This is a genomic window from Martinezella multihospitum (assembly GCF_900094585.1).
Lineage (GTDB): Bacteria > Pseudomonadota > Alphaproteobacteria > Rhizobiales > Rhizobiaceae > Rhizobium > Rhizobium multihospitium.
This window is the reverse complement of sequence record NZ_FMAG01000005.1, coordinates 146358-168172: the sequence shown is the minus strand read 5'-3', so window position 1 is coordinate 168172 and position 21815 is coordinate 146358. Positions and strand designations below refer to the sequence as shown.

General features: G+C 60.5%; 24 protein-coding genes, 1 tRNA gene and 1 pseudogene. 12 read left to right on the top strand and 14 right to left on the bottom strand.

What is annotated here, in order from left to right; genetic code table 11:
* Window positions 1-53: 53 nt before the first annotated feature.
* The gene (locus tag GA0061103_RS21325; protein ID WP_092714745.1) at window positions 54-659 is read left to right on the top strand and encodes an HAD-IA family hydrolase; all 606 of its coding nucleotides are present in this window, start codon (window positions 54-56) and stop codon (window positions 657-659) included.
* A 10-nt stretch (window positions 660-669) separates the two neighbouring features.
* On the opposite strand, the gene GA0061103_RS21320 is transcribed toward GA0061103_RS21325, so the two are convergent.
* The gene (locus GA0061103_RS21320) at window positions 670-1191 is read right to left on the bottom strand and encodes a GNAT family N-acetyltransferase (RefSeq protein ID WP_092714744.1); all 522 of its coding nucleotides are present in this window, start codon (window positions 1189-1191) and stop codon (window positions 670-672) included.
* 18 nt (window positions 1192-1209) lie between these two features.
* Window positions 1210-1782 carry a helix-turn-helix domain-containing protein gene (locus GA0061103_RS21315; protein ID WP_092714742.1) on the bottom strand — a complete coding sequence of 191 codons (573 nt, stop codon included), beginning with the start codon at window positions 1780-1782 and terminating at the stop codon, window positions 1210-1212.
* A gap of 171 nt (window positions 1783-1953) precedes the next feature.
* Between GA0061103_RS21315 and lepA the strand changes: the two genes are divergently transcribed.
* Window positions 1954-3786, top strand: coding sequence for a translation elongation factor 4 (gene lepA / locus GA0061103_RS21310; protein WP_092714740.1), 1833 nt, complete (start codon window positions 1954-1956; stop codon window positions 3784-3786).
* A gap of 41 nt (window positions 3787-3827) precedes the next feature.
* Window positions 3828-3950 (top strand): annotated as a pseudogene (locus GA0061103_RS21305) (type II toxin-antitoxin system CcdA family antitoxin); the annotation flags it as partial.
* Window positions 3951-3974: 24 nt separating this feature from the next.
* On the opposite strand, the gene GA0061103_RS21300 reads toward GA0061103_RS21305, so the two are convergent.
* Together GA0061103_RS21300 and GA0061103_RS21295 are read right to left on the bottom strand one after the other, a co-directional pair.
* Window positions 3975-4430: a GFA family protein gene (locus GA0061103_RS21300; RefSeq protein WP_092714737.1), complete on the bottom strand. Its 456-nt coding sequence runs from the start codon at window positions 4428-4430 to the stop codon at window positions 3975-3977.
* An 85-nt stretch (window positions 4431-4515) separates the two neighbouring features.
* Window positions 4516-5250 carry a type 1 glutamine amidotransferase gene (locus GA0061103_RS21295; RefSeq protein ID WP_092714735.1) on the bottom strand — a complete coding sequence of 245 codons (735 nt, stop codon included), beginning with the start codon at window positions 5248-5250 and terminating at the stop codon, window positions 4516-4518.
* Window positions 5251-5476: 226 nt separating this feature from the next.
* Here GA0061103_RS21295 and GA0061103_RS21290 point away from each other — a divergent pair, with 226 nt between their 5' ends.
* Window positions 5477-5770, top strand: a complete 294-nt coding sequence (locus GA0061103_RS21290) for an Rdx family protein (RefSeq protein WP_092714733.1) — start codon at window positions 5477-5479, stop codon at window positions 5768-5770.
* Between the two features lie 19 nt (window positions 5771-5789).
* On the opposite strand, the gene GA0061103_RS21285 is transcribed toward GA0061103_RS21290, so the two are convergent.
* On the bottom strand, window positions 5790-6218 hold the full coding sequence (locus tag GA0061103_RS21285; protein ID WP_092714731.1) for a BA14K family protein: 429 nt from the start codon (window positions 6216-6218) through the stop codon (window positions 5790-5792).
* Between the two features lie 180 nt (window positions 6219-6398).
* Between GA0061103_RS21285 and GA0061103_RS21280 the strand changes: the two genes are divergently transcribed.
* The 3 genes from GA0061103_RS21280 to GA0061103_RS35580 all read left to right on the top strand — a co-directional run bounded on the left by GA0061103_RS21280 (window position 6399) and on the right by GA0061103_RS35580 (window position 8422).
* Window positions 6399-7829: a phosphomannomutase gene (locus GA0061103_RS21280; protein ID WP_092714729.1), complete on the top strand. Its 1431-nt coding sequence runs from the start codon at window positions 6399-6401 to the stop codon at window positions 7827-7829.
* A 92-nt stretch (window positions 7830-7921) separates the two neighbouring features.
* Window positions 7922-8006: transfer RNA gene (locus GA0061103_RS21275), tRNA-Leu, on the top strand.
* Window positions 8007-8290: 284 nt separating this feature from the next.
* Window positions 8291-8422 (top strand): hypothetical protein, encoded by a 132-nt coding sequence (locus GA0061103_RS35580; RefSeq protein WP_280949802.1) that lies wholly within the window; start codon window positions 8291-8293, stop codon window positions 8420-8422.
* Window positions 8423-8465: 43 nt separating this feature from the next.
* On the opposite strand, the gene GA0061103_RS21270 is transcribed toward GA0061103_RS35580, so the two are convergent.
* On the bottom strand, window positions 8466-8732 hold the full coding sequence (locus tag GA0061103_RS21270) for a DUF982 domain-containing protein (RefSeq protein WP_092714727.1): 267 nt from the start codon (window positions 8730-8732) through the stop codon (window positions 8466-8468).
* A 297-nt stretch (window positions 8733-9029) separates the two neighbouring features.
* On the opposite strand from GA0061103_RS21270, the gene GA0061103_RS34795 reads away from it, so the two are divergent.
* The gene (locus GA0061103_RS34795) at window positions 9030-9212 is read left to right on the top strand and encodes a hypothetical protein (protein WP_113348069.1); all 183 of its coding nucleotides are present in this window, start codon (window positions 9030-9032) and stop codon (window positions 9210-9212) included.
* Window positions 9213-9443: 231 nt separating this feature from the next.
* Here GA0061103_RS34795 and GA0061103_RS21260 read toward each other — a convergent pair whose 3' ends face one another.
* Window positions 9444-10220 (bottom strand): SDR family oxidoreductase, encoded by a 777-nt coding sequence (locus GA0061103_RS21260; protein ID WP_092715165.1) that lies wholly within the window; start codon window positions 10218-10220, stop codon window positions 9444-9446.
* 109 nt (window positions 10221-10329) lie between these two features.
* Window positions 10330-11193, bottom strand: a complete 864-nt coding sequence (locus GA0061103_RS21255) for a MurR/RpiR family transcriptional regulator (protein WP_092714723.1) — start codon at window positions 11191-11193, stop codon at window positions 10330-10332.
* A gap of 274 nt (window positions 11194-11467) precedes the next feature.
* Between GA0061103_RS21255 and GA0061103_RS21250 the strand changes: the two genes are divergently transcribed.
* The 3 genes from GA0061103_RS21250 to GA0061103_RS21240 are packed head-to-tail and all read left to right on the top strand — an operon-like array spanning window position 11468 to window position 14545.
* Complete coding sequence (locus GA0061103_RS21250; RefSeq protein WP_092715163.1) at window positions 11468-11953, top strand: hypothetical protein; 486 nt, start codon at window positions 11468-11470, stop codon at window positions 11951-11953.
* Between the two features lie 11 nt (window positions 11954-11964).
* Window positions 11965-13440, top strand: coding sequence for a M81 family metallopeptidase (locus tag GA0061103_RS21245; protein ID WP_092714720.1), 1476 nt, complete (start codon window positions 11965-11967; stop codon window positions 13438-13440).
* A gap of 1 nt (window position 13441) precedes the next feature.
* Complete coding sequence (locus tag GA0061103_RS21240) at window positions 13442-14545, top strand: D-TA family PLP-dependent enzyme (protein ID WP_092714718.1); 1104 nt, start codon at window positions 13442-13444, stop codon at window positions 14543-14545.
* Between the two features lie 182 nt (window positions 14546-14727).
* Here the strand turns inward: GA0061103_RS21240 and GA0061103_RS21235 are convergent, their stop codons facing one another.
* From GA0061103_RS21235 to GA0061103_RS21210, 6 genes are all read right to left on the bottom strand, one after another.
* Entirely contained in the window at window positions 14728-15861 is a 1134-nt protein-coding gene (locus tag GA0061103_RS21235) for an ABC transporter ATP-binding protein (protein WP_092714716.1), read from the bottom strand.
* A gap of 84 nt (window positions 15862-15945) precedes the next feature.
* Window positions 15946-17175: an ABC transporter substrate-binding protein gene (locus GA0061103_RS21230; protein ID WP_092714714.1), complete on the bottom strand. Its 1230-nt coding sequence runs from the start codon at window positions 17173-17175 to the stop codon at window positions 15946-15948.
* Window positions 17176-17211: 36 nt separating this feature from the next.
* Window positions 17212-18069, bottom strand: coding sequence for a carbohydrate ABC transporter permease (locus GA0061103_RS21225; protein ID WP_092714712.1), 858 nt, complete (start codon window positions 18067-18069; stop codon window positions 17212-17214).
* Complete coding sequence (locus tag GA0061103_RS21220; protein ID WP_092714710.1) at window positions 18066-18953, bottom strand: carbohydrate ABC transporter permease; 888 nt, start codon at window positions 18951-18953, stop codon at window positions 18066-18068. Before GA0061103_RS21220 ends, GA0061103_RS21225 begins: the two co-directional genes overlap by 4 nt.
* A 13-nt stretch (window positions 18954-18966) precedes the next feature.
* On the bottom strand, window positions 18967-20124 hold the full coding sequence (locus GA0061103_RS21215) for a Gfo/Idh/MocA family protein (RefSeq protein WP_092714708.1): 1158 nt from the start codon (window positions 20122-20124) through the stop codon (window positions 18967-18969).
* A gap of 193 nt (window positions 20125-20317) precedes the next feature.
* Complete coding sequence (locus GA0061103_RS21210; protein WP_092714706.1) at window positions 20318-20650, bottom strand: hypothetical protein; 333 nt, start codon at window positions 20648-20650, stop codon at window positions 20318-20320.
* Window positions 20651-20898: 248 nt separating this feature from the next.
* Between GA0061103_RS21210 and GA0061103_RS21205 the strand changes: the two genes are divergently transcribed.
* Window positions 20899-21759 carry a glycosyltransferase family 25 protein gene (locus tag GA0061103_RS21205; protein WP_245304838.1) on the top strand — a complete coding sequence of 287 codons (861 nt, stop codon included), beginning with the start codon at window positions 20899-20901 and terminating at the stop codon, window positions 21757-21759.
* Window positions 21760-21815 lie beyond the last annotated feature (56 nt).

The following is a 21815-nucleotide window of genomic DNA, read 5'->3' as shown; positions in this document are numbered from 1 at the left end:
CATTGCAAACGACGGCACCTTCCGCCTGCATTTGAAGAATCGAGGACAGGCGCATGAAAATCCTGATGGTCGATGTCGACGGTGTTCTGGTCCACGGCCGGCCAAGCGACAGGCTGCCGCTGTTCACCTATCTGGAGCGGGATCTCGGCTTGCCTCTGGATGTGCTTCAACAGGCGTTCTTCAAAACCTATTGGCAGGATATCGTCACCGGCCGCGATGCGCTGGAGCCGAGGCTAGCGGAGGTTCTCGGCAGGATCGCGCCTGAGCTTACGGCCCGAACGCTGATCGACTATTGGTTCGAGAACGATTCTCGCCTCGATCACGGCCTGCTCGACGACCTCGCCGCGCTGCGGGCCGGAGGAACGAAGATGTTCCTGGCAACCAATCAGGAGCATATGCGCGCCGCCTATCTGATGGACGAACTTGGGCTCTCCTCGCGTTTCGACGGCATCTTCTATTCCGCCGCCCTCGGCCATCAGAAGCCATCAACCGAATTCTTTCGACTGGCGACCGAACGTGTCGGGATCTCCGCAAGCGAGATCGGCTTCATCGACGACATGGAGGCCAATATCGAAGCCGCACGGCACTTCGGCTGGAAGGCGATGCTGTGGACTTCGGGTTCCAGACTGCGCGATGCCGTGGCCGCCTTCTCAGCCTGAATTGCTTTGTTCAGGCCGAGATGCGCTTATAGAAAATGGTGGTGTCGCAAAGGCCGCCCTCGGGCCATAGGGCATAATCCGGCACCACGCCGACGCGCTGCCAGCCAAGGCGCGGATAGATCGCCTCCGCATCACTGCCTGTGGCAGTATCGAGCACCAGCAAGGTCTTGCCAATGTGGGCGGCTTCGCGCTCCGCGGCGTCCATCAGGAGGCGGGCAAGCCCCTTGCCCCTTGCGGACGTGTGCACCAGCAGCTTCTTGAGATCGCCGCGATGCGGCTGGTTCGGCATTTGCGCTGCGCCCACCTGCACCGTTCCGACAACCTTGCCCTCGAGCACGGCGACGAAAAGCAGCGTCGCGCCGCTTTCGACGCTGTCGGCAACGCCCTGCCAATAGGGCAAGGCATCAGCCGTTCCGTAAGGCTGCATAAAGCCGACGGAGGCGCCGCCATTGACGCAATCGACAAGCACATCGCAGAGATCGGATAGGCTGGCGCGGGCCTCGGCGGCGGAGAGAAGACGAATATCGGTCATGAAAAGGTCCTTGGGTAGCTATGAACGGCCGTGATCGAGGATGACGCTGTAGCGTGCCGGACCCTCGCCGGGATTGTGGAAGGCATGGCCGTCGCCGACGCCCATGAAGAGACAATCGCCGGGCATCAGGTGATGGGTGACATCGCGATGGGTCACCTCCATCTCGCCCTCGAACAGCCAGACATGCTGGCTCATATCGGCGCTCGCCGTATTCGGCGGGAAGATGACCCGCGCACCGGCGGGGAAGATGACCTCGACGACATCGACCTTCGAGCCCGTGCCCGGCGGCGAGACGGCGCGCCTGACATAGCCGGTTCCCGGATCGCGCCAGATCGCCTGCTGCTCGCGGCGGGCAAGCGGCGATACCTCATCCTCTTCCTCGGCGAAGAAAGCCGATAGTGAGAGGCCGAGCGCTGCACAGAGCCGCGACAGCAGCGAAGCCGTCGGGCTCGCCTCCGCCCGCTCGATGCGCGAGATCATGGCGCGGCTGACGGCCGAGGCAGTGGCAAGCTCATCCAGCGTCAGGCCGCGGGCGATGCGCAGCTCCTTGATGCGCACGCCGATCGCCAGTTCCAGATCATCATCCGCCATTATCAATGTCTCACGCCTTGGAATTCTACTATATGAGAAATACACGATCTCATGATGGAATCAAGTCCGCATCGGCGCTCCCTGGCGGCGGGCTGGAAAAGGCTAACATAACGTGAAGATAGCCGCCAAAACCCCGCTTTTCCGCTTTGCGGCGCGGGGCGGCGCTGCTATATGGCGCGCATGAGCACCAATTCCACCACTCCGCTTTCGCATATCCGCAACTTCTCGATCGTGGCCCATATCGACCACGGCAAATCGACGTTGGCCGACCGCCTGATCCAGACGACGGGCGGCCTTGCCGAACGCGAGATGTCGGAGCAGGTGTTGGACAATATGGAGATCGAGCGCGAGCGCGGCATCACCATCAAGGCCCAGACGGTGCGCCTGCACTACAAGGCCAACAATGGCGAAACCTATATCCTCAACCTGATCGACACGCCCGGACACGTCGACTTCGCCTATGAAGTCTCGCGCTCGCTGTCGGCCTGCGAGGGATCGCTGCTGGTTGTCGACGCCTCTCAGGGTGTGGAGGCGCAGACGCTGGCGAACGTCTATCAGGCGATCGACAACAATCACGAGCTCGTCACCGTCCTCAACAAGATCGACCTGCCGGCGGCCGAACCCGACCGCATCAAGGACCAGATCGAGGAAGTGATCGGCATCGATGCCTCCGATGCGGTGCTGATTTCCGCGAAGACCGGCCTCGGCATTCCGGACGTTCTCGAAGCCATCGTCCACAAGCTGCCGGCGCCGAAGAGCGCGGGCGGCGAAAAGGCGCCCTTGAAGGCGCTGCTGGTCGATAGCTGGTACGACACCTATCTCGGCGTCATGGTTCTCGTGCGCATCATCGACGGTACGCTCACCAAAGGCCAGACCATCCGCATGATGGGCACGGACGCGAAATACCAGATCGAGCGCGTCGGCGTTCTCACGCCGAAGATGGTTGCCGTCGACAGCCTTGGCCCCGGCGAGATCGGCTTCATCACCGCCTCGATCAAGGAAGTGGCCGATACCCGCGTCGGCGATACCATCACCGAAGACAAGCGCCCGACCGCAGAAGCGCTGCCGGGCTTCAAGCCGGCGCAGCCTGTGGTGTTCTGCGGCCTCTTCCCGGTCGATGCCGCCGATTTCGAAGATCTGCGCTCGGCCATGGGCAAGCTGCGCCTCAACGACGCCAGCTTTTCCTTCGAAATGGAATCGTCCGCCGCCCTCGGCTTCGGCTTCCGCTGCGGTTTCCTCGGCCTGCTGCACCTCGAAATCATCCAGGAGCGCCTGGAGCGCGAATTCAATCTCGACCTGATCGCGACGGCGCCTTCGGTCGTTTATCAGCTCACCATGACCGACGGCACCGAGATCGAGCTGCACAATCCGGCCGACATGCCCGACGTCGTCAAGATTGCCGAATTCCGCGAGCCATGGATCAAGGCGACGATCCTGACGCCGGACGATTATCTCGGCTCGATCCTGAAGCTTTGCCAGGACCGCCGCGGCATCCAGACGGAGCTGACCTATGTCGGCAACCGCGCCATGATCACCTACGACCTGCCGCTTAATGAAGTCGTCTTCGACTTCTACGACCGCCTGAAGTCGATCTCCAAGGGCTACGCCTCCTTCGACTACAGCCTGACGGACTATCGCGAGAGCGATCTCGTCAAGATGTCGATCCTAGTCAACGCCGAGCCGGTGGATGCGCTCTCAATGCTCGTGCACCGCTCCGCCGCCGAAAAGCGTGGCCGCGTCATGTGCGAAAAGCTGAAGGACCTGATCCCGCAGCACATGTTTCAGATCCCGATCCAGGCCGCGATCGGCGGGCGCATCATCGCCCGTGAGACGGTGAAGGCCCTGCGCAAGGACGTGACCGCCAAGTGCTACGGTGGCGACGCCACCCGCAAGCGCAAGCTGCTTGACAAGCAGAAGGAAGGCAAGAAGCGCATGCGGCAGTTCGGCAAGGTCGAAATCCCGCAGGAAGCGTTTATCGCCGCGCTGAAGATGGGGGATGAGTGAGCGACCCGAAGCGCGGTATCTCAGCTCCCGTCGAACATAACGCTCGCGTCAGTAAAGTTGAGCGCGAGCGTCTCTGGCTCATTGAAAATGCAGAGACAATTGCCAAAGCTAATGCCTATGTCGAAAGGCATGGCCTGCCTTTCGCGCAGTACCGTCAGTTCTGACGGCGCAACCTCGCCGCTTCAGCATTATGCCTGCCCCATATACTCCTTCGTCAGCCCTTCATACTCCTCCATCGCCGGGAGCGCGGCGTAGCTGTGCCTGGCCGGCGTCGTCACCCAGGGGAGCTTTTCGCTCGCCCAGGTCTCGATGAAGGGCGTGAACCAGCTGGTGTCGTCGAGCATGGTGGCGCGGACATTGACGAACCAGTCGACGCCTTCCAGCTTCGTGAACATCCAGCTCATGCAATGCGGACAGAAATAGTGATGGATGGCATCGCCGTGCAGGCCGCCGATGACAGGCTCGCCTTGCGTCACCTCGAAGCCCTGAGAGGGGATGGCGGCGCTCAGCGAATAGGGGCCGCCGGTCATGCGCTGACAGCCGGTGCAGTGGCAGGCCATGGTGAGCATCGGCTTGGCGCTGATCTTCAACCGCACCTGCCCGCAACGGCAGCCGCCCTCGCTCGGTAGTTCCAGCGTGCTCATGATGTCATTTCCTCCTATTTCAAAACTATCGGTGTAGAGCACGTCGCCATCGGATTGATCGGACGTGTCCGATCATCAGCGACCCTCAAGCCTCTGCGGCCTGAGGGCGCCCCACCGGCACTTTTATGGTTCTCACCCAGGCCCTTGCGATGGCAAGGCCGGCCGTCTCGGCCGCTGCCGCATGCTTGGCCACAAGCTCCGGGTAGCGATCGAGCCAGCCCGGCTCCTTGCGCTCAATGGTTTCCTTGAATTCGCCGCGCCAGCGCTCGACCACGGCGGCATTGGCCTCGAAGTGAAACTGCGTGCCATAGGTGGCGCGGCCGATGCGGAAGGCCTGGTTCGGCGTGACGCCGTTGGCGGCCAGGCGCGTGGCGCCGGCAGGCAAGGTAAAGGTGTCACCGTGCCATTCGAAAATGGTGAATTCATCGCCGACATCGGCGAGCAACGGGTCCCGCTTCCCCTCGTCAGTCAGGCCGACCGTCTTCCAGCCGAATTCATGGGCGGTGCCGAGCAGATTTTCGGCCTCGTAGGCGCGCGCCAGGATCTGGCTGCCGAGGCAGATGCCGAGCACGGCCTTGTCCTCACCCTCGAAACGGCGCATCAGCCGCGCCAACTCGGGCAGATAGGGATGGGTGTCGTCGTCGCGGGCGCTCTGCTCGCCACCGAGCACGGCCAGCGCATCGTAGAACGACGTGTCCTTCGGCAGCGCTTCGCCGCTCCAGGGGCGGAACCAGTCGATCTCGGCCCCGGCCTCCTCCAGCGCGATGCCGAGGGCGCCGAGCGGGGTGTTCTTCATATTCTCGATGATGGCGACGCGCATACCGTTGATTCCCGAGCAATGTTACCACCGGAGATGAGCATGAGGCTGCGGGAGAGGCAAGTGGCCAGAGCATTTGAGCACCCCATGGAAATGCCGAACCGCTCTGTCCGTCTATCCTTGCGCAATTGCGGACGGAAAACCGCTGGGCGCTTTTCCTGGAAGTACTTTGGCTTGTAACGGACTAAAGTTGAGCCTAGATCTCAGCAAACAACAAAGGATCAGGACGATGAGCGACAAGCCGCGGATCACCATTCTCTACTGCACCCAATGCAACTGGCTGCTCCGCTCCGGCTGGATGGCGCAGGAGCTGCTGCAGACCTTTACCGACAGTCTCGGCGAAGTGGCGCTGATCCCCGGCACTGGCGGCATCTTCGAAATCCGCATCGACGGCGAGCTGTTGTGGGAGCGCAAGCGCGATGGCGGCTTCCCTGGGCCGAAGGAGCTGAAGCAGCGGGTGCGCGATATCATCGACCCCGAGCGCGATCTCGGCCATACCGACCGCGCGTCGCTGGAGAGCTAGGTCCCTCCTGCTCGGGACATCAATCGAAGGGCGAACGGCAGGGCCTGGTGCCGTTGTTGATCGTCGTATAGCTGTTGGTGCCGGGATTGTAGGTCCGGTAGCGCTCGGCGCACCAGGTCTGATGCTGCCTAAGTTTCTGGGCCGGCGAAGGATAGAGAGCCCTCGGCGGCGGCGTAAAGGTTTCGCGCGGAGGAACCTGAACTCGCGGGCTGCCAAAGCGATTGAGCCCTCCGTTATAGGGCGGCGTGATCGGAAGCGGCTGGCCTGGGCGAGTGTAGAACTGCCGCTGTCCGAAACCGAAGCAGCCACGGGAATCACAGATGACGGTATTGGTGCGCGGCGGGGTGATGAGCTTCCGAGAGTCCGAGGCGGCCGTAGCGAAATCCGCCTGAGCCAGCGAGGCAAGCGCGAGAACGCAGCCAAACGCGATCCTATGAAAAACAGCCATGACATACTCCTGTTCCGGACGCTGCGGACCTATGCCGGGCCGTCGCACCCCTCATCTTAGTTGGGGTCATGGCGATGGCAAAACCAGTGTTGCTGCAACCGGAACCTATCGATCCACGATGAGTTGATCGCCGCCACCGCTTGCGCCATAACAGCCCAACCATTGCAAGGGAGATTGCCTGTGAGCAGCTTGAAATTCGGCACCAGCGGCCTTCGCGGCCTATCCGCAGACCTCACCGGACGAGCATCAGCGCTCTACGCTACAGCCTTTGCCCGCCATCTGCTGAAAAACGGCCATGCCAAGCCGGGCGATCTCATCCTCGTCGGCCGCGATTTCCGCGAATCGAGCCCGGCGATCTCAGCCACCTGTATCGGCGCACTGAAGCGGGCAGGCCTGACGCCGATCGACTGCGGCACATTGCCGACGCCGGCGCTGGCGCTTTACGGCCTGCAGCTGAAGGCGGCCTCGCTGATGATCACCGGCTCACATATTCCAGCCGACCGCAACGGCATCAAATTCTACCGGCCGGATGGCGAAATCGACAAGCGCGACGAAGTGGCGATCAGCGAGGAGGCGCTTGCGATCGGCGATAAGGTGCTCGACGAAACGCCTGCCGAGGCGGAAAATCGCACGGCCGAGACGGAGGCGCTGTTCCTGGAGCGCAACAAGGGCCTGCTGCCACCAGGCAGCCTCGCCGGCCTCACCATCGGCGTCTATCAGCACAGCACGGTGGCGCGCGATCTCTTCGGTGAGGTGCTGACCCATTACAGCGCCCGCGTCGTGCCGCTTGGCCGCTCCGAGAGCTTCATTCCGGTCGATACCGAAGCGGTCTCGGCCGAAACCATCCGCCTCATGAAAGCCTGGGCACCCGAGCACGGCCTGGATGCCATCGTCTCGGCCGATGGCGACGGCGACCGGCCGCTGGTCGCGGACGAAACCGGAGAACCGCTGCGTGGCGATCTGCTCGGCCTTATCGCGGCGAACTTCCTCGGCGCGCAAGTGGTCGTCACGCCGGTCACCTCCAATTCCGGCATCGAGGCCGCCGGCTCCTATGCCGTCACCCGCACCCGCGTCGGCTCGCCCTATGTGATCGCCGGCATGGATGAGGCCATTGCGGCCGGCAAGACCAATGTGATGGGCTTCGAGGCCAATGGCGGCACGCTGACCGCCAGCCGTTTCACTGTCGAGGGAAAAGCCTTCGAGCCGCTGCCGACGCGCGACAGCTTCCTGCCGATCCTCGCGACGCTCTACGCCGCCGCAAAGGCAGGCAAGCCGCTTTCGGCCGTTGCCGGCAGCTACCGCCTGCCCTTTGCCGCAGCCGACCGCCTGGAGAACTTTCCGGTGGAAACGAGTGCGGCTCTGATGGCCTATCTGCGCGCCTCCGACGCCAATCTTGCGGATTTCCTCAAGCCCATTGCTAGCGTCGCCTCGAAGAGCGACATCGACGGCCTGCGGGTGACACTTGTGGATAACCGAATCATCCATTTCCGCCCCTCCGGCAATGCGCCGGAAATGCGCTGTTATGTGGAAGCATCGAGCGAAAACGAGGCAAAGGCCTTGCTGGAACAGGGACTTGGCCTGATCAGCGCATGGGCCGCAGCCCGGGTTTGACCCGGGCTTCACCCGCTTTTTTCACGATTGCCACGAAAACTTCAAAAACCCTGTTGACACCGGACGGCCACCCCCTTACATGCGTGTCCGTCGCCCAGATGGCGGAATTGGTAGACGCGCAGGTTTCAGGTACCTGTGCCGCGAGGCGTGGAGGTTCGAGTCCTCTTCTGGGCACCATTTCCTTTCTTGAGAAACTCGGATTTCTCAAAGATTTCAAGATTAAGCGAGCTCGTAAGATGCCGCTTCCGGTTGGCCGGGAGTTCACATGAACTTGTCTTGAAATCGGCTGTCCGGATGAAAACCGGCCTTTTGGCATCCCTGAATAATCTCCATTTGAACCGATCCCTGATGCCCGCCGCAGGCAGGCGATAAAAGCCTGATCGACGGCCGCCACCCACCGTCTTTAAATCATTGACTACCGAAGAAGAGATCGACCTAATGGGGCAAACCCTGAGGGACGTATGATGAACCACAAAAGCGACTGGTACGACCTGATCGTCGGCAACGGCAATGTCAACGAAGGGCTCGGGAGAATGATAGGGTTCATCCTCGCCGTCATCATAGTCCTCAGCCTGATCTTCTGGGCAATCTGAGCGCCTCCCGTCCAGGGAGGCCGTCGCCCCCGTCTTATGGCGACTAGTGAAGGCTTCCCGAATCCGGCCTGACACTCAGCCCGGCCTCGCGCGCCGCCTCCAGAAAAGCCTTTCGCGACCGCTCGGCGGAAACCTTGCCGAGAACGGCGTCGAGGCAGACCAGCACGGCCTCATCCATTGCCGGGCCGCCGTTTACCGGCCACTCCTCGCTCATGCAGTTTGCCGCGTCCAGCGCGTTGGTGATGATCGCGAAATGGCCGACACCATCGAGATCGACTATGACGGGATTGTTCCAATCACCATGTTCCATGGCAGCCCTCCTCGCCTTAACGCCACCGGGCCATAACGGCGAGCAGTGGCAAGATGTTCCGGGGCTCGTGCGCTTGCCGTTAAGATTTTCTTGCGGGCCTCATCGGATGTGATCGGAGGCGAGACGCGCGGCATGAAAACCCTATGGGCTGGCCGTCAAATGCCCATCCCGGCGGCGGCTGAGATCTCCGCTTCCCGCTGTGTGCAAACCTCCATCCCGCTATGGCGCTACCTCGCGCACCACTATGTCGTTAACTTTTGTAGCGGGGAGGAAAAGACGAATAAGGGGAACAACAAAATGGACCACGTCTGGAATCTGCTCTGGCTCGCCTTCAGTGTCGCTCTTCTCTTTGCCGCGTTGAATCGGCGACTGGTCGGGGATTATGTCGTTATGTGGTATCTGCTCGTCATCACCGCCATGACCGTGATGGCCTGGGCGGGTTTCTTCCCGACCGATATGGCGACCCTGCGGGCAGGGTAGCGCGCTCCAGCGCCACAACCATGCAATCCCGTCGACCGTTGCTTCGATAACGGCTGGACACGAAAAAGCCGCCGAAAATCTATATCGGCGGCCTGAAGCATGATTAAAAGTCGAGCCGACGCCTTAAAGCGTGTCCGGAGTCAGGCGACCGTGCTTTCCGCGTTCGGGAGGCCAGATGTTTTCGAGATGATAGGAGGACGGCTGCATTCTATTCCCCGTCGGCGTAGCCCGTCAGTAATGTTCGGACTGGGAGAAGGTGTGAGCAAGCTCCGCCTGCCCTGCCGTCAGGCCGCAATCAACGGGCAAGCAGACACCAGTGATCGCCGAGGCGAGTGGGCTTGCGAGGAAAGAGACGGCATTGGCGACATCGGCCGGATCGACGACGCGCCGCAGCGCATACCAGCGTTTTGCCTCCTCGAAGACATTCGGGTTTGCGGCGGCGCGCGCTTCCCAGGCCTGGGTGCGCACCGTGCCGGGCGCGACCGCATTCGAGCGGATGCCGAACTTGCCGTATTCGACCGCGACCAGCCGGGTGAAATGCAGAAGCCCGGCCTTGGCGGCGCTGTAGGCCGGATGGCCGAAGACGGCCATGCCGTTGACCGAAGCGATATTGATGACCGATCCCTTTGACGCCTTCAGCATGTCTTCGACGGCGCGGAAGCACAGGAAGGCCGCTTCGAGATTGAGAGCATTGTCGGCACGCCAGATGGCCGGCGTGGTGTCATGAAGGCTGACGGCGCGGGCGGCACCGGCATTGTTGACGAGCGTCTTCACCTCGCCGAGATCCAATGCGGCCTTCGCCATGGCGGCAACGTCGGCATCACTGGTGATATCCGCCTTGAATGTGACGAAACGTTCCGCCGGGCCGAGTTCTCCGACAGCCTTCTGCATGGCCGCCTCGTCGATATCGACGAGCAGGATGACGTCATGGTCATCCGCCAGGCGTTTTGCGATGGCTCGGCCGATATCGCCGGCCGCCCCTGTGACGATGGCAACGGATTTGCTCATATCATATTCCTTCGATCGGTTCCCCGAGCGGCTTGATCCGCCACCCTGTGTTCTGTTGTTTTCGGCGGAGCCCAACGCGATAAGCGTCGCCGACTTTCCTGAAACTGCTTCAATCTCCGAGAAGCTGGCGGTCGTCGCCATCGCGGTGGGTGACGAGCTGCTGCTTGATGCGGCGCAGCGTCACCGTTGCCTGCGGCTGGATGCGGTAGGCAATCAGGCTGGCGAGAATGTCCACCACGGCCAGATAGGCGATGCGGGTCGATGTCGGCCGATAGATATTGTCTCCTTCCGGCAGGTCGACGGGCACCGTAATCTCGGCGGCGCGGGCCACCGGGCTTTCGCTCTGCGTCAGGGCGATGGTCGGGACCTTGGCTTCGCGTGCCAGCGCGAAAGCGCGCACCAGCTCGGCGTTGCGGCCGGAGAAGGACGAGCCGATCAGTACGTCCGTCGGCTTGGCAGCCGCAGCCATCATCAGCTGCATGCTGTGGTCGGAACTTGCGGTAATGCGGAGGCCAAGCCGGAACAGGCGGTTCTGCAGCTCGGTCGCGATCATCGAGGAATTGCCGCCGGAGCCGAAGGCATAGATCATCTCCGCGCCGGCAAGCCGGTTCGCGGCCCGCTCGATGGCCGCAACATCCAGCCCACGATGCAGCAGGAAGAGTGCATTCTGCGCCTTGGTAATAATATCCTGGGCAACGTCGGCCGGTGCGATGCTCTTCGGCTCGGGCTTCAGATAGCGCATGCCGACATAGGCTGTGCGCGCGAGCTGCACCTTGAAATCGGAAAAGCTTTCGCAGCCCAGACGCCGGCAGAAACGCGTCACCGTCGGCGGCGAGACATCCGCCTTGCCCGCAAGCTCGATGATGGAAGCATTGACGGCGAATTCGAAATCATTGAGGACGATATCGGCGATACGGATTTCCGATTGCGAAAGCCGGCCTCTCTCTTCCTGCATGGTCGTGAAGATATCCATCAGCCCCCCTTGTCGCTGTTTTCCTGACGTCCGACACGTAGTAAGCGACGCGATCCATCTCAACCTTACCTATTTCCGCCAGCACCTGTGAACGGGTTTGCGAGCAGATGCGGCTTGTCATTCGTTCCCATTCGGCCGGAACCCTGACATGCGATGGCCACCATGCGGTTCCTGCAAATTATTTTCTTGATACGTTGACAAATGACCATAGAAAGCAGAATTTGACCAGTGAAAATCGCAAATTATGAAAAGAATTTAAATGACGGCGGATACCATGCGTGATCCTTTCAAGAATCCCTTCCCTGCCAGCGATACCGCCAGGCATTCGATCTGGGAGATGCTCGTCCCGCGCGATATCGATGCTTTTCTTGCCGCTGACTGGTCGATGGTCGCGAGCGATTTCGTCGAAGAGGGCTTTATCGGCATCGATGGCAAGCGCGCGGTCAGCCCCGACAAATGGCGCCTCGCCTTCCCGACGCTGTCAGCCTATCGCGACGAGTGGCTGCGCCAGGCACGTGACTTTGCCACGCAATCCTTCGCCGAAGATCCGCGCACCGCCATCTTCACGACAACGACCCTCGAAGACATCGAGATCGAAGACGAGATGGCGCTGGTGCGCAAAAAGTTCGACGGCAGCCTGAAGAAATCGGATGGCGGCATCGACGTGATGAAGTGGCAGACACTTTATTACTGCCGCCTGTATGAAGGACGCTGGAAGATCTGCGGCTTCACCGGCTATCTGCCGAACCCCATGGAATAGAGGCGACAGCATTGCGCATTTTCACCGCGGCCCTTGCGACCGAGACGAATACCTTCTCCCCCATCTGCATCGACCGGCGCGCTTTCGAAGCCTCTCTCTATGCGCCGCCCGGTATGCATCCGGAAACGCCGACGCTGTGTTCCGCACCGATCACGGTGGGACGACGCATCGCGGTGGAAAAGGGCTGGGACGTGATCGAGGGTACTGCCACCTGGGCCGATCCCGCCGGACTGGTGAACCGCCGGGCCTATGAGGAATTGCGCGACGAAATTCTCGAGCAGCTGCGGGCGGCGATGCCTGTCGATGCCGTCGTCCTCGGTCTGCACGGCGCCATGGTCGCAGACGGTTACGAGGATACGGAAGGCGACTTCCTGTCGCGCGTGCGCGAGATCGTCGGGCCGGATATCCTGGTCTGCGCCGAGCTCGATCCGCATAGCCATCTGACGGCGAAGCGCCGCGCAGCCGCAAATTTCTTCGTCTATTTCAAGGAATTCCCGCATACAGACTTCGTCGATCGCGCCGAGGATTTGTGGCGCATCGCCATCGATACGCTGGAAGGCAGGGTCAAGCCGGTCATGTCGGCCTTCGACTGCCGCATGATCGATGTCTTTCCGACGTCGCGCGAGCCGATGCGCTCCTTCGTCGACAAGATCATGGCGATGGAAAAGAGTGACGCCGATATTCTTTCGATTTCGGTCGTTCATGGTTTCATGGCAGGCGACGTGCCGGAGATGGGTACGAAGCTGCTCGTCGTTACCGATAATAAGCCGGATAAAGGTTCAGCAATCGCCCGCGATCTCGGCCTGGAACTCTTCTCCAAGCGCGGCACCTTCATCATGCCGCAGATCGACGAGAAGCAAGCGGTAAGCGAGGCCATGGCCGCTACTTCAGGTCCGGTCGTCATCGCCGATCTCTGGGATAATCCCGGCGGCGGCACGGCAGGCGACGCAACGGTCATCCTGCAGGAATTGCTCGACCGCGGCGCAACCGACACGGCGATCGGCACGATCTGGGACCCCATGGCCGTGCAGATCTGCATGGCGGCGGGCGAAGGCGCCGAAATTCCCTTGCGCTTCGGCGCGAAATCGGCGCCGGGCACGGGCAATCCGATCGACGGCCTCGTCAAGATCATCCGCCTTGTCGCCAATGCCGAGATGCGTTTCGGCGAGAGCTTCGCTCCCTTCGGCGATGCCGCGCATATTCAGCTCGACGGTATCGACATCATCCTGAACTCGACGCGCGCCCAAAGTTTCGATCCGAGCTTGTTTTCCGTCATGGGCATCGACCCCAGAACGAAAAAGATCCTGGTCATCAAATCGACCAATCATTTCTATGCGTCCTTCTCGAAGATTGCATCGCAGATCCTTTACTGCTCCGCGGGAACGCCTTATCCCAACAATCCCGCACGCACGCCTTATCGCCGCGCGCGGAAGGATCTCTGGCCGATGGTGGCGGACCCCTTTGCAGAAGAACGGAAAGACGCCTGACATGGCACATGATATCGCCTCGGAAATCAGCCCCAAGCCCGGCGACCGCATCGAGAGCCTCTCGACGCCGCGCCCGGTCATCGACGAAGACCGGCTGGCTGCGAACATCACCCGCGTGCAGTCCTACATGGACGAGCACGGCCTGAATTTTCGCCCGCATATCAAGACGCACAAGATTCCAGCTCTCGCACGCGCACAGGTCGCCGCCGGCGCCAAGGGCATCAACTGCCAGAAGATCACCGAGGCGGAAGCCTTCGCCGATGCGGGCTTCGAGGATATTCTGATCACCTTCAACATTCTCGGCCTGGAGAAGCTTACGCGCCTCTCGGCCTTGAACGACCGCATTGCCGGCCTCAAGGTCGTCGCCGACAGCGCCGTCACGGTCGACGGACTTTCCGACTGGTTCGCCGCCCGCAAGCCACTGACCGTGCTGGTGGAATGCGATACCGGGGGCGCCCGTTGTGGCGTGCAATCGCCTGCAGAGGCGGCAAAGCTCGGCAAGCATATCGCCGGCAAGCCGGGCCTCGTCTTTGGCGGCCTGATGACCTATCCGAAGCCGGATAGCGCTGCCGCGACACAGGAATTCCTGTCGGACGCCGTGGGGCTCCTCAAAGCGGATGGTATCGAATGCCCGATCGTCAGCAATGGCGGCACACCGAGCCTTTTCGACGCACATCTCGTGACCGCAGCCACGGAGCATCGTGCCGGGACCTACATCTATAATGACCGCTCGATGGTGCGGGCGGGCCATTGCCGGGAAGAGGATTGCGCCATGCACATCCTCGCCACAGTCGTTTCCCGACCGACCGAGGATCGCGCCGTCATCGATGCCGGCTCGAAGGCGCTGACCTCAGACCTTCTGGGCTTTGCCGATTACGGCCAGGTGGTCGGCTACCCGGACGCCGTCATCAAGGGTCTTTCGGAGGAACACGGCGTCATCGACCTGTCGAACTGCACCGGTCCTCGCCCTGAGATCGGCGACAAGATCCGCATCATCCCGAACCACACCTGCGTCATTTCCAATCTCTTTGACCAGATGGTCTTCCATCGCGATGGCGTCGTCACCCGCGTCGAGGACGTGGCGGCGCGTGGGCTCGTCTGGTAGGGCGATCTACCGTCCGCCAATTGCTTCCGTGGCCACCCTCTTCCTTCGACGAGCTCAGGATGAGGGTGGAGCGAGCTCTGAGCTATAAGCTGGGCGAGATTGATCAGTCCTCATGGTGAGGAGGCCCAAAGGGCCGTCTCGAACCACGAGGGCGGATGGCTGCTTCCGGGCAACCGCCTCCCTCAGGAAGCGGCCTGGTTCAGCAATTCCATGTCGATTTCGGTGAGTTCTACCCGACGCTCGAAAGCCTCGCCGTTTTCGTCGAACAGGTGGCAATCGCCAAGGCGGATGCCGGTCTTCAGTGGCGTATCCATGCGGATGGCGGCGCTGCCGGGCAATGTCGCGCAGAAATTCTCGTCGATACCGTCAGCCGTGGCATAGGCGACGGTCTGAGCGCCAAGGTGCTCGACGACCGTCGGAACGATGGTCAGAGTGAGGTCGCCATCGCCGAGTTGAACATGCTCCGGCCGAATGCCTAGTGTCAGCGCCTTGCCGACAACGCCCTGGCGCGGCGCCACGGGCAGCACGGCCTTCTGGCCTTTGTATTCTACCTCGACGCCGGCATCGCTGACGCCGGTGCAGGTGACGGGCAAGAAGTTCATCTTGGGATTGCCGATGAAGCGGGCGACGAAGGTATTCGCCGGCTTGTGATAAAGCTCCAGCGGGGCGCCGACCTGCGATATTTCACCGGCGTTCAAGACGACGATGCGGTCGGCCATGGTCATGGCCTCGACCTGGTCGTGGGTCACGTAGATCATGGTCGCCTGCAGCTGGCGGTGCAGCTTGGCGAGTTCGATGCGCATATCGGCGCGAAGGGCCGCATCAAGATTGGACAGCGGCTCGTCGAACAGGAAGATCTTCGGCTCACGCACGATGGCGCGACCGATGGCGACGCGCTGGCGCTGGCCACCGGAAAGCTGACCCGGCTTCTGCTGCAGGCGCTGATCCAGGTGCAGAATGCGGGCGGCATTCTCGACCTTGGCCTTCAGCTTGTCCTCCGCCATTTTCTCCACCCGCAACGGGAAAGCGATGTTCTCGAACACCGACATATGCGGATAGAGGGCATAGGACTGGAAGACCATGGCGATGCCGCGCTTGACGGGCGGCAGATCGTTGACGCGGGCGCCATCGATCTTGATGTCGCCGCTGGTCACGTCGTCGAGGCCGGCAATCATGCGCAGCAAGGTCGACTTGCCGCAGCCGGACGGACCGACGAAGACGATGAATTCACCGTCATTTACGTCGAGCTCGATGCCCTTGATGACCTCGAAATGACCATAGAATTTCTTGACCTGATGAAGGTGCAGCTTTCCCAAACTCTGTCTCCGCGCGGCGCCGCCTTTCGGCGGGCAGGGCTCCAAAGGCCGCGCGCATTGCGCGCGACCCGGTGATTTGCAGACTTACTTATACTGCTCGAGATCGGCAGCGGCCTTCTTCAGCGCATCCGCCGGCTGAGCCTGGCCAGTGACGACCGACTGGACCATGGAGATCATCACGTTCTGGAAGCCCTTATAGTCCTTGAAGAGCGGCTCGGGACCACCATAGGCGATACCGTCGATGAACGGCTTCCAGGAAGCGTCCTTCTTGACGAACTCGTCAACCATCGGAGACGGGCGCAACGGCGTGAGGCCGGCGCCGCCCTGGAGTTCGTATTCGCCCTGCGGACCGGGAGACGTGATGAACTTGGCGAATTCGATCGCCTTGTCCTCGACGCCGCTGCCCTTGAAGACGGCGAGGCTGTCGGTGATGAGCAGCGTGCCCTGCCCCTTGGCCGAAGGACCGAGCGGCAGCGGTGCCACGCCCCAGTTGATCTTCGTTTCCTTCAGGCGGGCGGCGGCACCGGAGCCGGCCTGGATCATGCCGACCTTGCCATCGAGGAAGATGGCGCGCATTTCGTTCTGCTCGTAAGCCGTCGGACCTTCGACCGAGTAAGGCGTGATGTCCTTGTAGGCCTGAAGGGCTGCCAGAACTTCGGGGCTATCGAGGGTGATCTTGTCGCCATCGATGACCTTGCCGTTGTTGGTGTAAACCCAATGCAGGAACTGGTGCATCGTGTTGTCGAAGGTCTTGGCCGACAGGCCATAGCCAGGAATGCCGGTCTTTTCCTTGATCGTCTTGGCGTCGGCAATTTCCTCAGCCCAAGTGGTCGGCGGCTTCTCGGGATCGAGACCGGCCTGCTTGAAGAGATCCTTGTTCCAGTAGAGCGCCTTGGTCGAGAAGGCGATCGGCGTGCCCCACTGCTTCCCATCGAAGGTTACCGTACCAACGATGCCCGGATAATAGGCCTTCTTCTCGTCGTCCGTCATCGGGATCGGAACGATCAGATCGTTATCGGCGAACTGCTTCAGCGTGCGCGAGCCGACATAGGCCATGGCGACCGGCGTACCAGCTGCAGCGAGCGTCGTTGCCTTGTCCTGGCACTGCTCCCAACCGACAACCTCAGGCTTGACAGCCCAGCCCGGATTCTTGTCTTCCCACTGCTTGATGTACTTCACATGGATCGGATCGATGCTGTCACCGCAATAGATCCAGCTGATTTCCTTGTCGGCGGCCTGGGCGTTCACGGCGCCAAGCGCGGTGGAGCCGAGCAAAGCAAGGGCGAGAAGCCCCGTCTTGAAATGGAATGTCACGTTTAAGCTCCCGTTCTCTCTGGTGGTTGATTGATTTTATTGCTTCACCGCGCCAGCGGTCAGACCGCTGACGAGATACCGTTGCAGGAAGAAGATCACGACCAGAGCCGGCGCGATGCCGACGAAGCTTGCGGCCATGAGTTCGTTCCAGACGACCTCCTGCCGGCCGAAATAGGCAAAGAGCCCAACCGGCAGCGGCATGTATTCCGTCTTCGAATTGAAGGTAAGAGCGTAGATGAACTGCTGTGCGTAAGAGCCGATGAAGGTGGTAATGGCGACGACGGTGATGCCCGGCATGGCGATCGGCAGGATGACGCGACGCAGCGTATAGAAATGGCTGGCACCATCGACAAAGGCCGCCTCATCAAGCTCCTTCGGAATGCGCATCATATAGGTGCGCAGCAGCCAGATCCCGGAGGGAATGAGGAAAGCGACACCCGGTACGATCATGGCAAAATAGGTGTTCAAAAAGCCGAAGGAGCGCATGAGCCGGAACAGCGGGATCAGCAGCACGGCGCCAGAGAACATGTTGACCGCCAGGAAGGCGCCGAGCAGCAAGCCGGCGCCTCGGAACTCGAAACGCGCGAAGGCATAGGCGGCCGGCACGACGAGGATCAGCACGATGACAGTGCTCACGCCTGATATCAGGAAGGAGTTGAAGATATACCAGCCGAAACCGGGCACGCTGGTCCACATCGTGCGATAGGCTGCAAACGAACCGTTCTCGGGAATGAACCGATAGGGCGACGAGAAAAGCTGGCTGAGTGGCTTCAGCGACACCAGGAACCCCTCGACGAAGGGCGCCAGCACGAAAGTCAGGAACAGCAGGATCCCGGCATAGATGCCGATGAGCTCGTACCACTTGTAGCGATTGATCATGGCGGGCTGGCTCATCGCTGCTTGGCTCCCGTGGAAAAGCGGCTGGTCAGGCGGAAATAGGCAAGGCAGAAGATCGACAGGAAGATGCAGATCAACACCGCGCGGGCGGCACCCTCGCCATATTTGTAGGATCCGATCGCGGTGCGATAGGTGTCGATGATCATCGTCGTCGTCTCGCCGTTCGGGCCGCCGCGCGTCAGGATCCAGATGATGTCGAAGGAATTGAAGGTGGCGATCAGCGACAGCATTGACATGGTGACCAGCGACGGCACCAGCAGCGGCAGGGTGATCCGACGGAAGCGATAGAAGCGACCGGCGCCGTCCGTCCAGGCGGCTTCGTAGAGGTCATGCGGGATCGCCTGCATCGCCGCCAGCATATAAAGAGTGACCATCGGCACACCGATCCAGACATCGGTAATGATCGTCGCCCAGAAGGCCGTGCTGCCATAGGCGAGGAACGCCACCGGGCTGTCGACGATGCCGAAACGCTGCAGCATGCCTGAAATCATGCCGAACTGGCCATTGTACATCCAGCCCCACATGAAGATGCCGATCGCCATTGGCACAACCCAGGGCGGCATGGTCAAGACGCGGAAAAGCGAGCGGCCCGGAACGGCGGAATTCAGCAGTGCCGCGCCCAGCGTACCGATGATCATCTTGATCGACACGGAGAAGAACGTCCAGATAAAGGTCCGGACGATGACGCCTGCGAAAGTGTCGTTGAAGATCTTGGCGTAATTCTCGAAACCGACCCAATTCGTCACCTTCTTCAACGATGCATCGGTGAAGGACAGGATTATGGTGTCGACCAGCGGATAGGCGACGATGACGGTGACGTAGAGGAGAGCCGGAAAAAGAAGGAGCCAGGCGAAGATGACCGTGCCGCGTTGAACACCCATCCTGCGCCCCTCCCTAGGCAGCTCTTGAATGAAGCGCTTCGTCGAACTCATCCCAGATGGGCCGGAGATCAACGACGGTCCGCTTCATGCGCGCCTCGTCCATCGAGAGAGCCAGAATGCCGGCTTCCAGCGCATTCTGGGTCGACACCGGCAGGTGCAGGCCCGTCTTGACGTGTGCGATAATATCGGCGGCCATCTGTTCATCGGCGCCATAGTGCTGCGAAAGCGTGGTGGCCGCATAGGTCTTATCGATCACCTTCTTGCCGGTGAGCACTTCATGCACGTTGAAATAACCGCGAATGAAATCACCCTCGGCCATGCCGCGCGAGCCCATGATGGCGAAGCGGCGGAACTGGTCCGGCACGTTGAGATTGGTGTGGAAGTTCATGCCGACACCATTGGCATACTCAATGATCGCCACCTGATAGTCGATGATGTCGCCATCGCTGTCGAAGACCTTGTCCGACCCCATCCAGCCGCTCGGCTTGCGATGGAAAAGCTCGAGATCGTTGATGCCTTCCCGCGCAGGATCATTTTCCGGGATGAAGCTCTTGCGGCCACCGAAGCTCGCAACCCGCTCCGGCCGCGCGCCAACCACGCCGTTATAGAGATCGAGGTCGTGGCAGCATTTCTCCAGCATGAAGCTGCCCGAATAATGCTCGTAGCGGCGCCAGTCACGCATGAAGAAGGCGCCGTGATAGGGTTCGATGTGCTCGGCAGCCTCGATGGAAACGACATGGCCGAGCTTTCCCTCGGCCTGGGCTGAGAGGAGATCACGGTACATCGGCGAATAGCGCAGCACGAGGCCGACATTCAGGCGCTCATGGCCGAATTTCGCCATCAGGCGGGCAAGCTCGATGCTATCCTTGATGGTCGTGACGATCGGCTTTTCGCAGAAGATCTTGAGGCCGGCCTCGAGGCCAATGCGGATATGATCGAGATGCATGTGGTTCGGCGAGCCGATCATCAACAGATCGATCTTTTCGTTGGCGATCAGATCCTGGGGTGTTGCATAGGCTTTTCCGGCAGAGATGCCCTTTTCGAGCAAACCGGGCAGGCCCGCAGGTTCCGGATCAACATATCCCGCAATCTCGAAGCTCTCGTCGATCGCCTTGAAGACATAGCCCAGATAGCCCAGGCGGAATCCCAGCCCAATGATTCCAACGCGCATGCTTTTGTGTTCCCATTACGTAATTTATTTTCGTAACCTTGGGGCAAATTTTCGCATTCGTCAACGACGTTCGCGCATTTAACCAAAAACATGAAATTTATTTTCAGATCGCCAACAAAACTTACAAGAGGCAAACGTGAAGCCACGCTCGTTTTGATTGCGCTGCCGCATAATTCGGCAGAATGCCTACGACTTATCTATTCGGGCCGTTATACTGCCAATATTGGTAGTTCGGCTTTCTGGTGCTGCCGGAAATGACGCCATTCTGCTCGCAAACGTAACCGAGACGCGGCAGGCCCCGGTAGAACGGGCCTTCGTGAAAATAATCTGCGTACACGGTGGCGGTGCGACATTGAAACTTCTCGTCAGCCGCCATTTTCGGCGCAGTTACTCCCGGAAGGTCCTTGTAAGGATAGACGGGAGCGACATATGGCTTGGGCAGGAGCGGGTTATCGGCAAAGGCAGCCGCCGGCATCAAGACCGCAAAGGACAGGGCAGCAATGACGATTTTCGACTTGATCCACATGAACTGCTACGCTCCTTTACAAATGCGAGCGCAACGACCACACGCCGCATATTATAGATATAATGGGGCCGCAGTCATGCGCCAACGGGTTCCCCGATCAAAATCGCGCGTCATGGATAGTTTCCGCATCGCCGATGCGGGCCATTCACGCTACGTTACACCAAAAAAAATGCTTTTATCTGCGAATACAATTCGTACGTGTGTCAGCCGTTTGCGACAAGTCATAAGCATGTTATATAGTATGGAAATTGTCATCTTGGTTGCTGTCGGCGCGATTTCTGTTTGAAGGAGTAGCAGTCATTCTCGAACAGATAAATCGTATCCCGCCTCTTGTTGACCCGGAGATTGCTGACGATGCCGCTCAGCGGGTCTCAATCTATGTCATCAATCTCGATCGCTCGCGTGATCGCTGGGAGCGCTTGTGCAACCAGGCTGTCGAATACGATCTGCATATCACGCGCATTCCTGCCGTCGACGGCCGCATCATTGCAGAGACGGACCGTGTCGATTTTTACCCGCATTCGTTCATCTACCACAACGGCCGCAAGCTTCTGCCGGGAGAATACGGATGCTACCGCAGTCATCTGATCGCGCTTGAACAATTCGTCGCGAGCGGCGACAAAATGGCGATCATCATGGAAGACGACGTCGAGCTCAACGAGAAGCTTATCCCACGTGCGATCGCGGCGATGGAAAGCGTCCAGGGTGCGCGTCTCGTCAAACTCGTCAACCATCGCCTTGTCGGCTTCAAGCCGATCTGCGAAACCAGCGAAAACGACGTCGTCGGCCGCTGCATGCATGGTCCTCAGGGGTCGGCTGCCTGTTATATCGTCAACCGCAAGGCGGCCAAGAAGCTGCTGACGACGCTGAAGCCTATGCTTCTTCCCTATGACGTCGCCTTGGAACGCGGCTGGTCGACCGGCGTCGAGACATTCACGACCTTTGAAAACCTGGTCGACTTCAGCCCGCACCGCGCAGACACCACAATCGGCAAGCGCGTGCACTACCGCGCCGTAAAGCGCCCGCCCCTGTTGCGGCTGACCGCACATTGGTTCCGCACCTGTGATCAGCTTCGCCGCTGGTACTACGCCATCACCGTGAAACAGTAGCGGCCATCAAAGCTTGGCGAAGGCAAGCCTGAAGAGCGGCCGCCTAGAGCAATTCC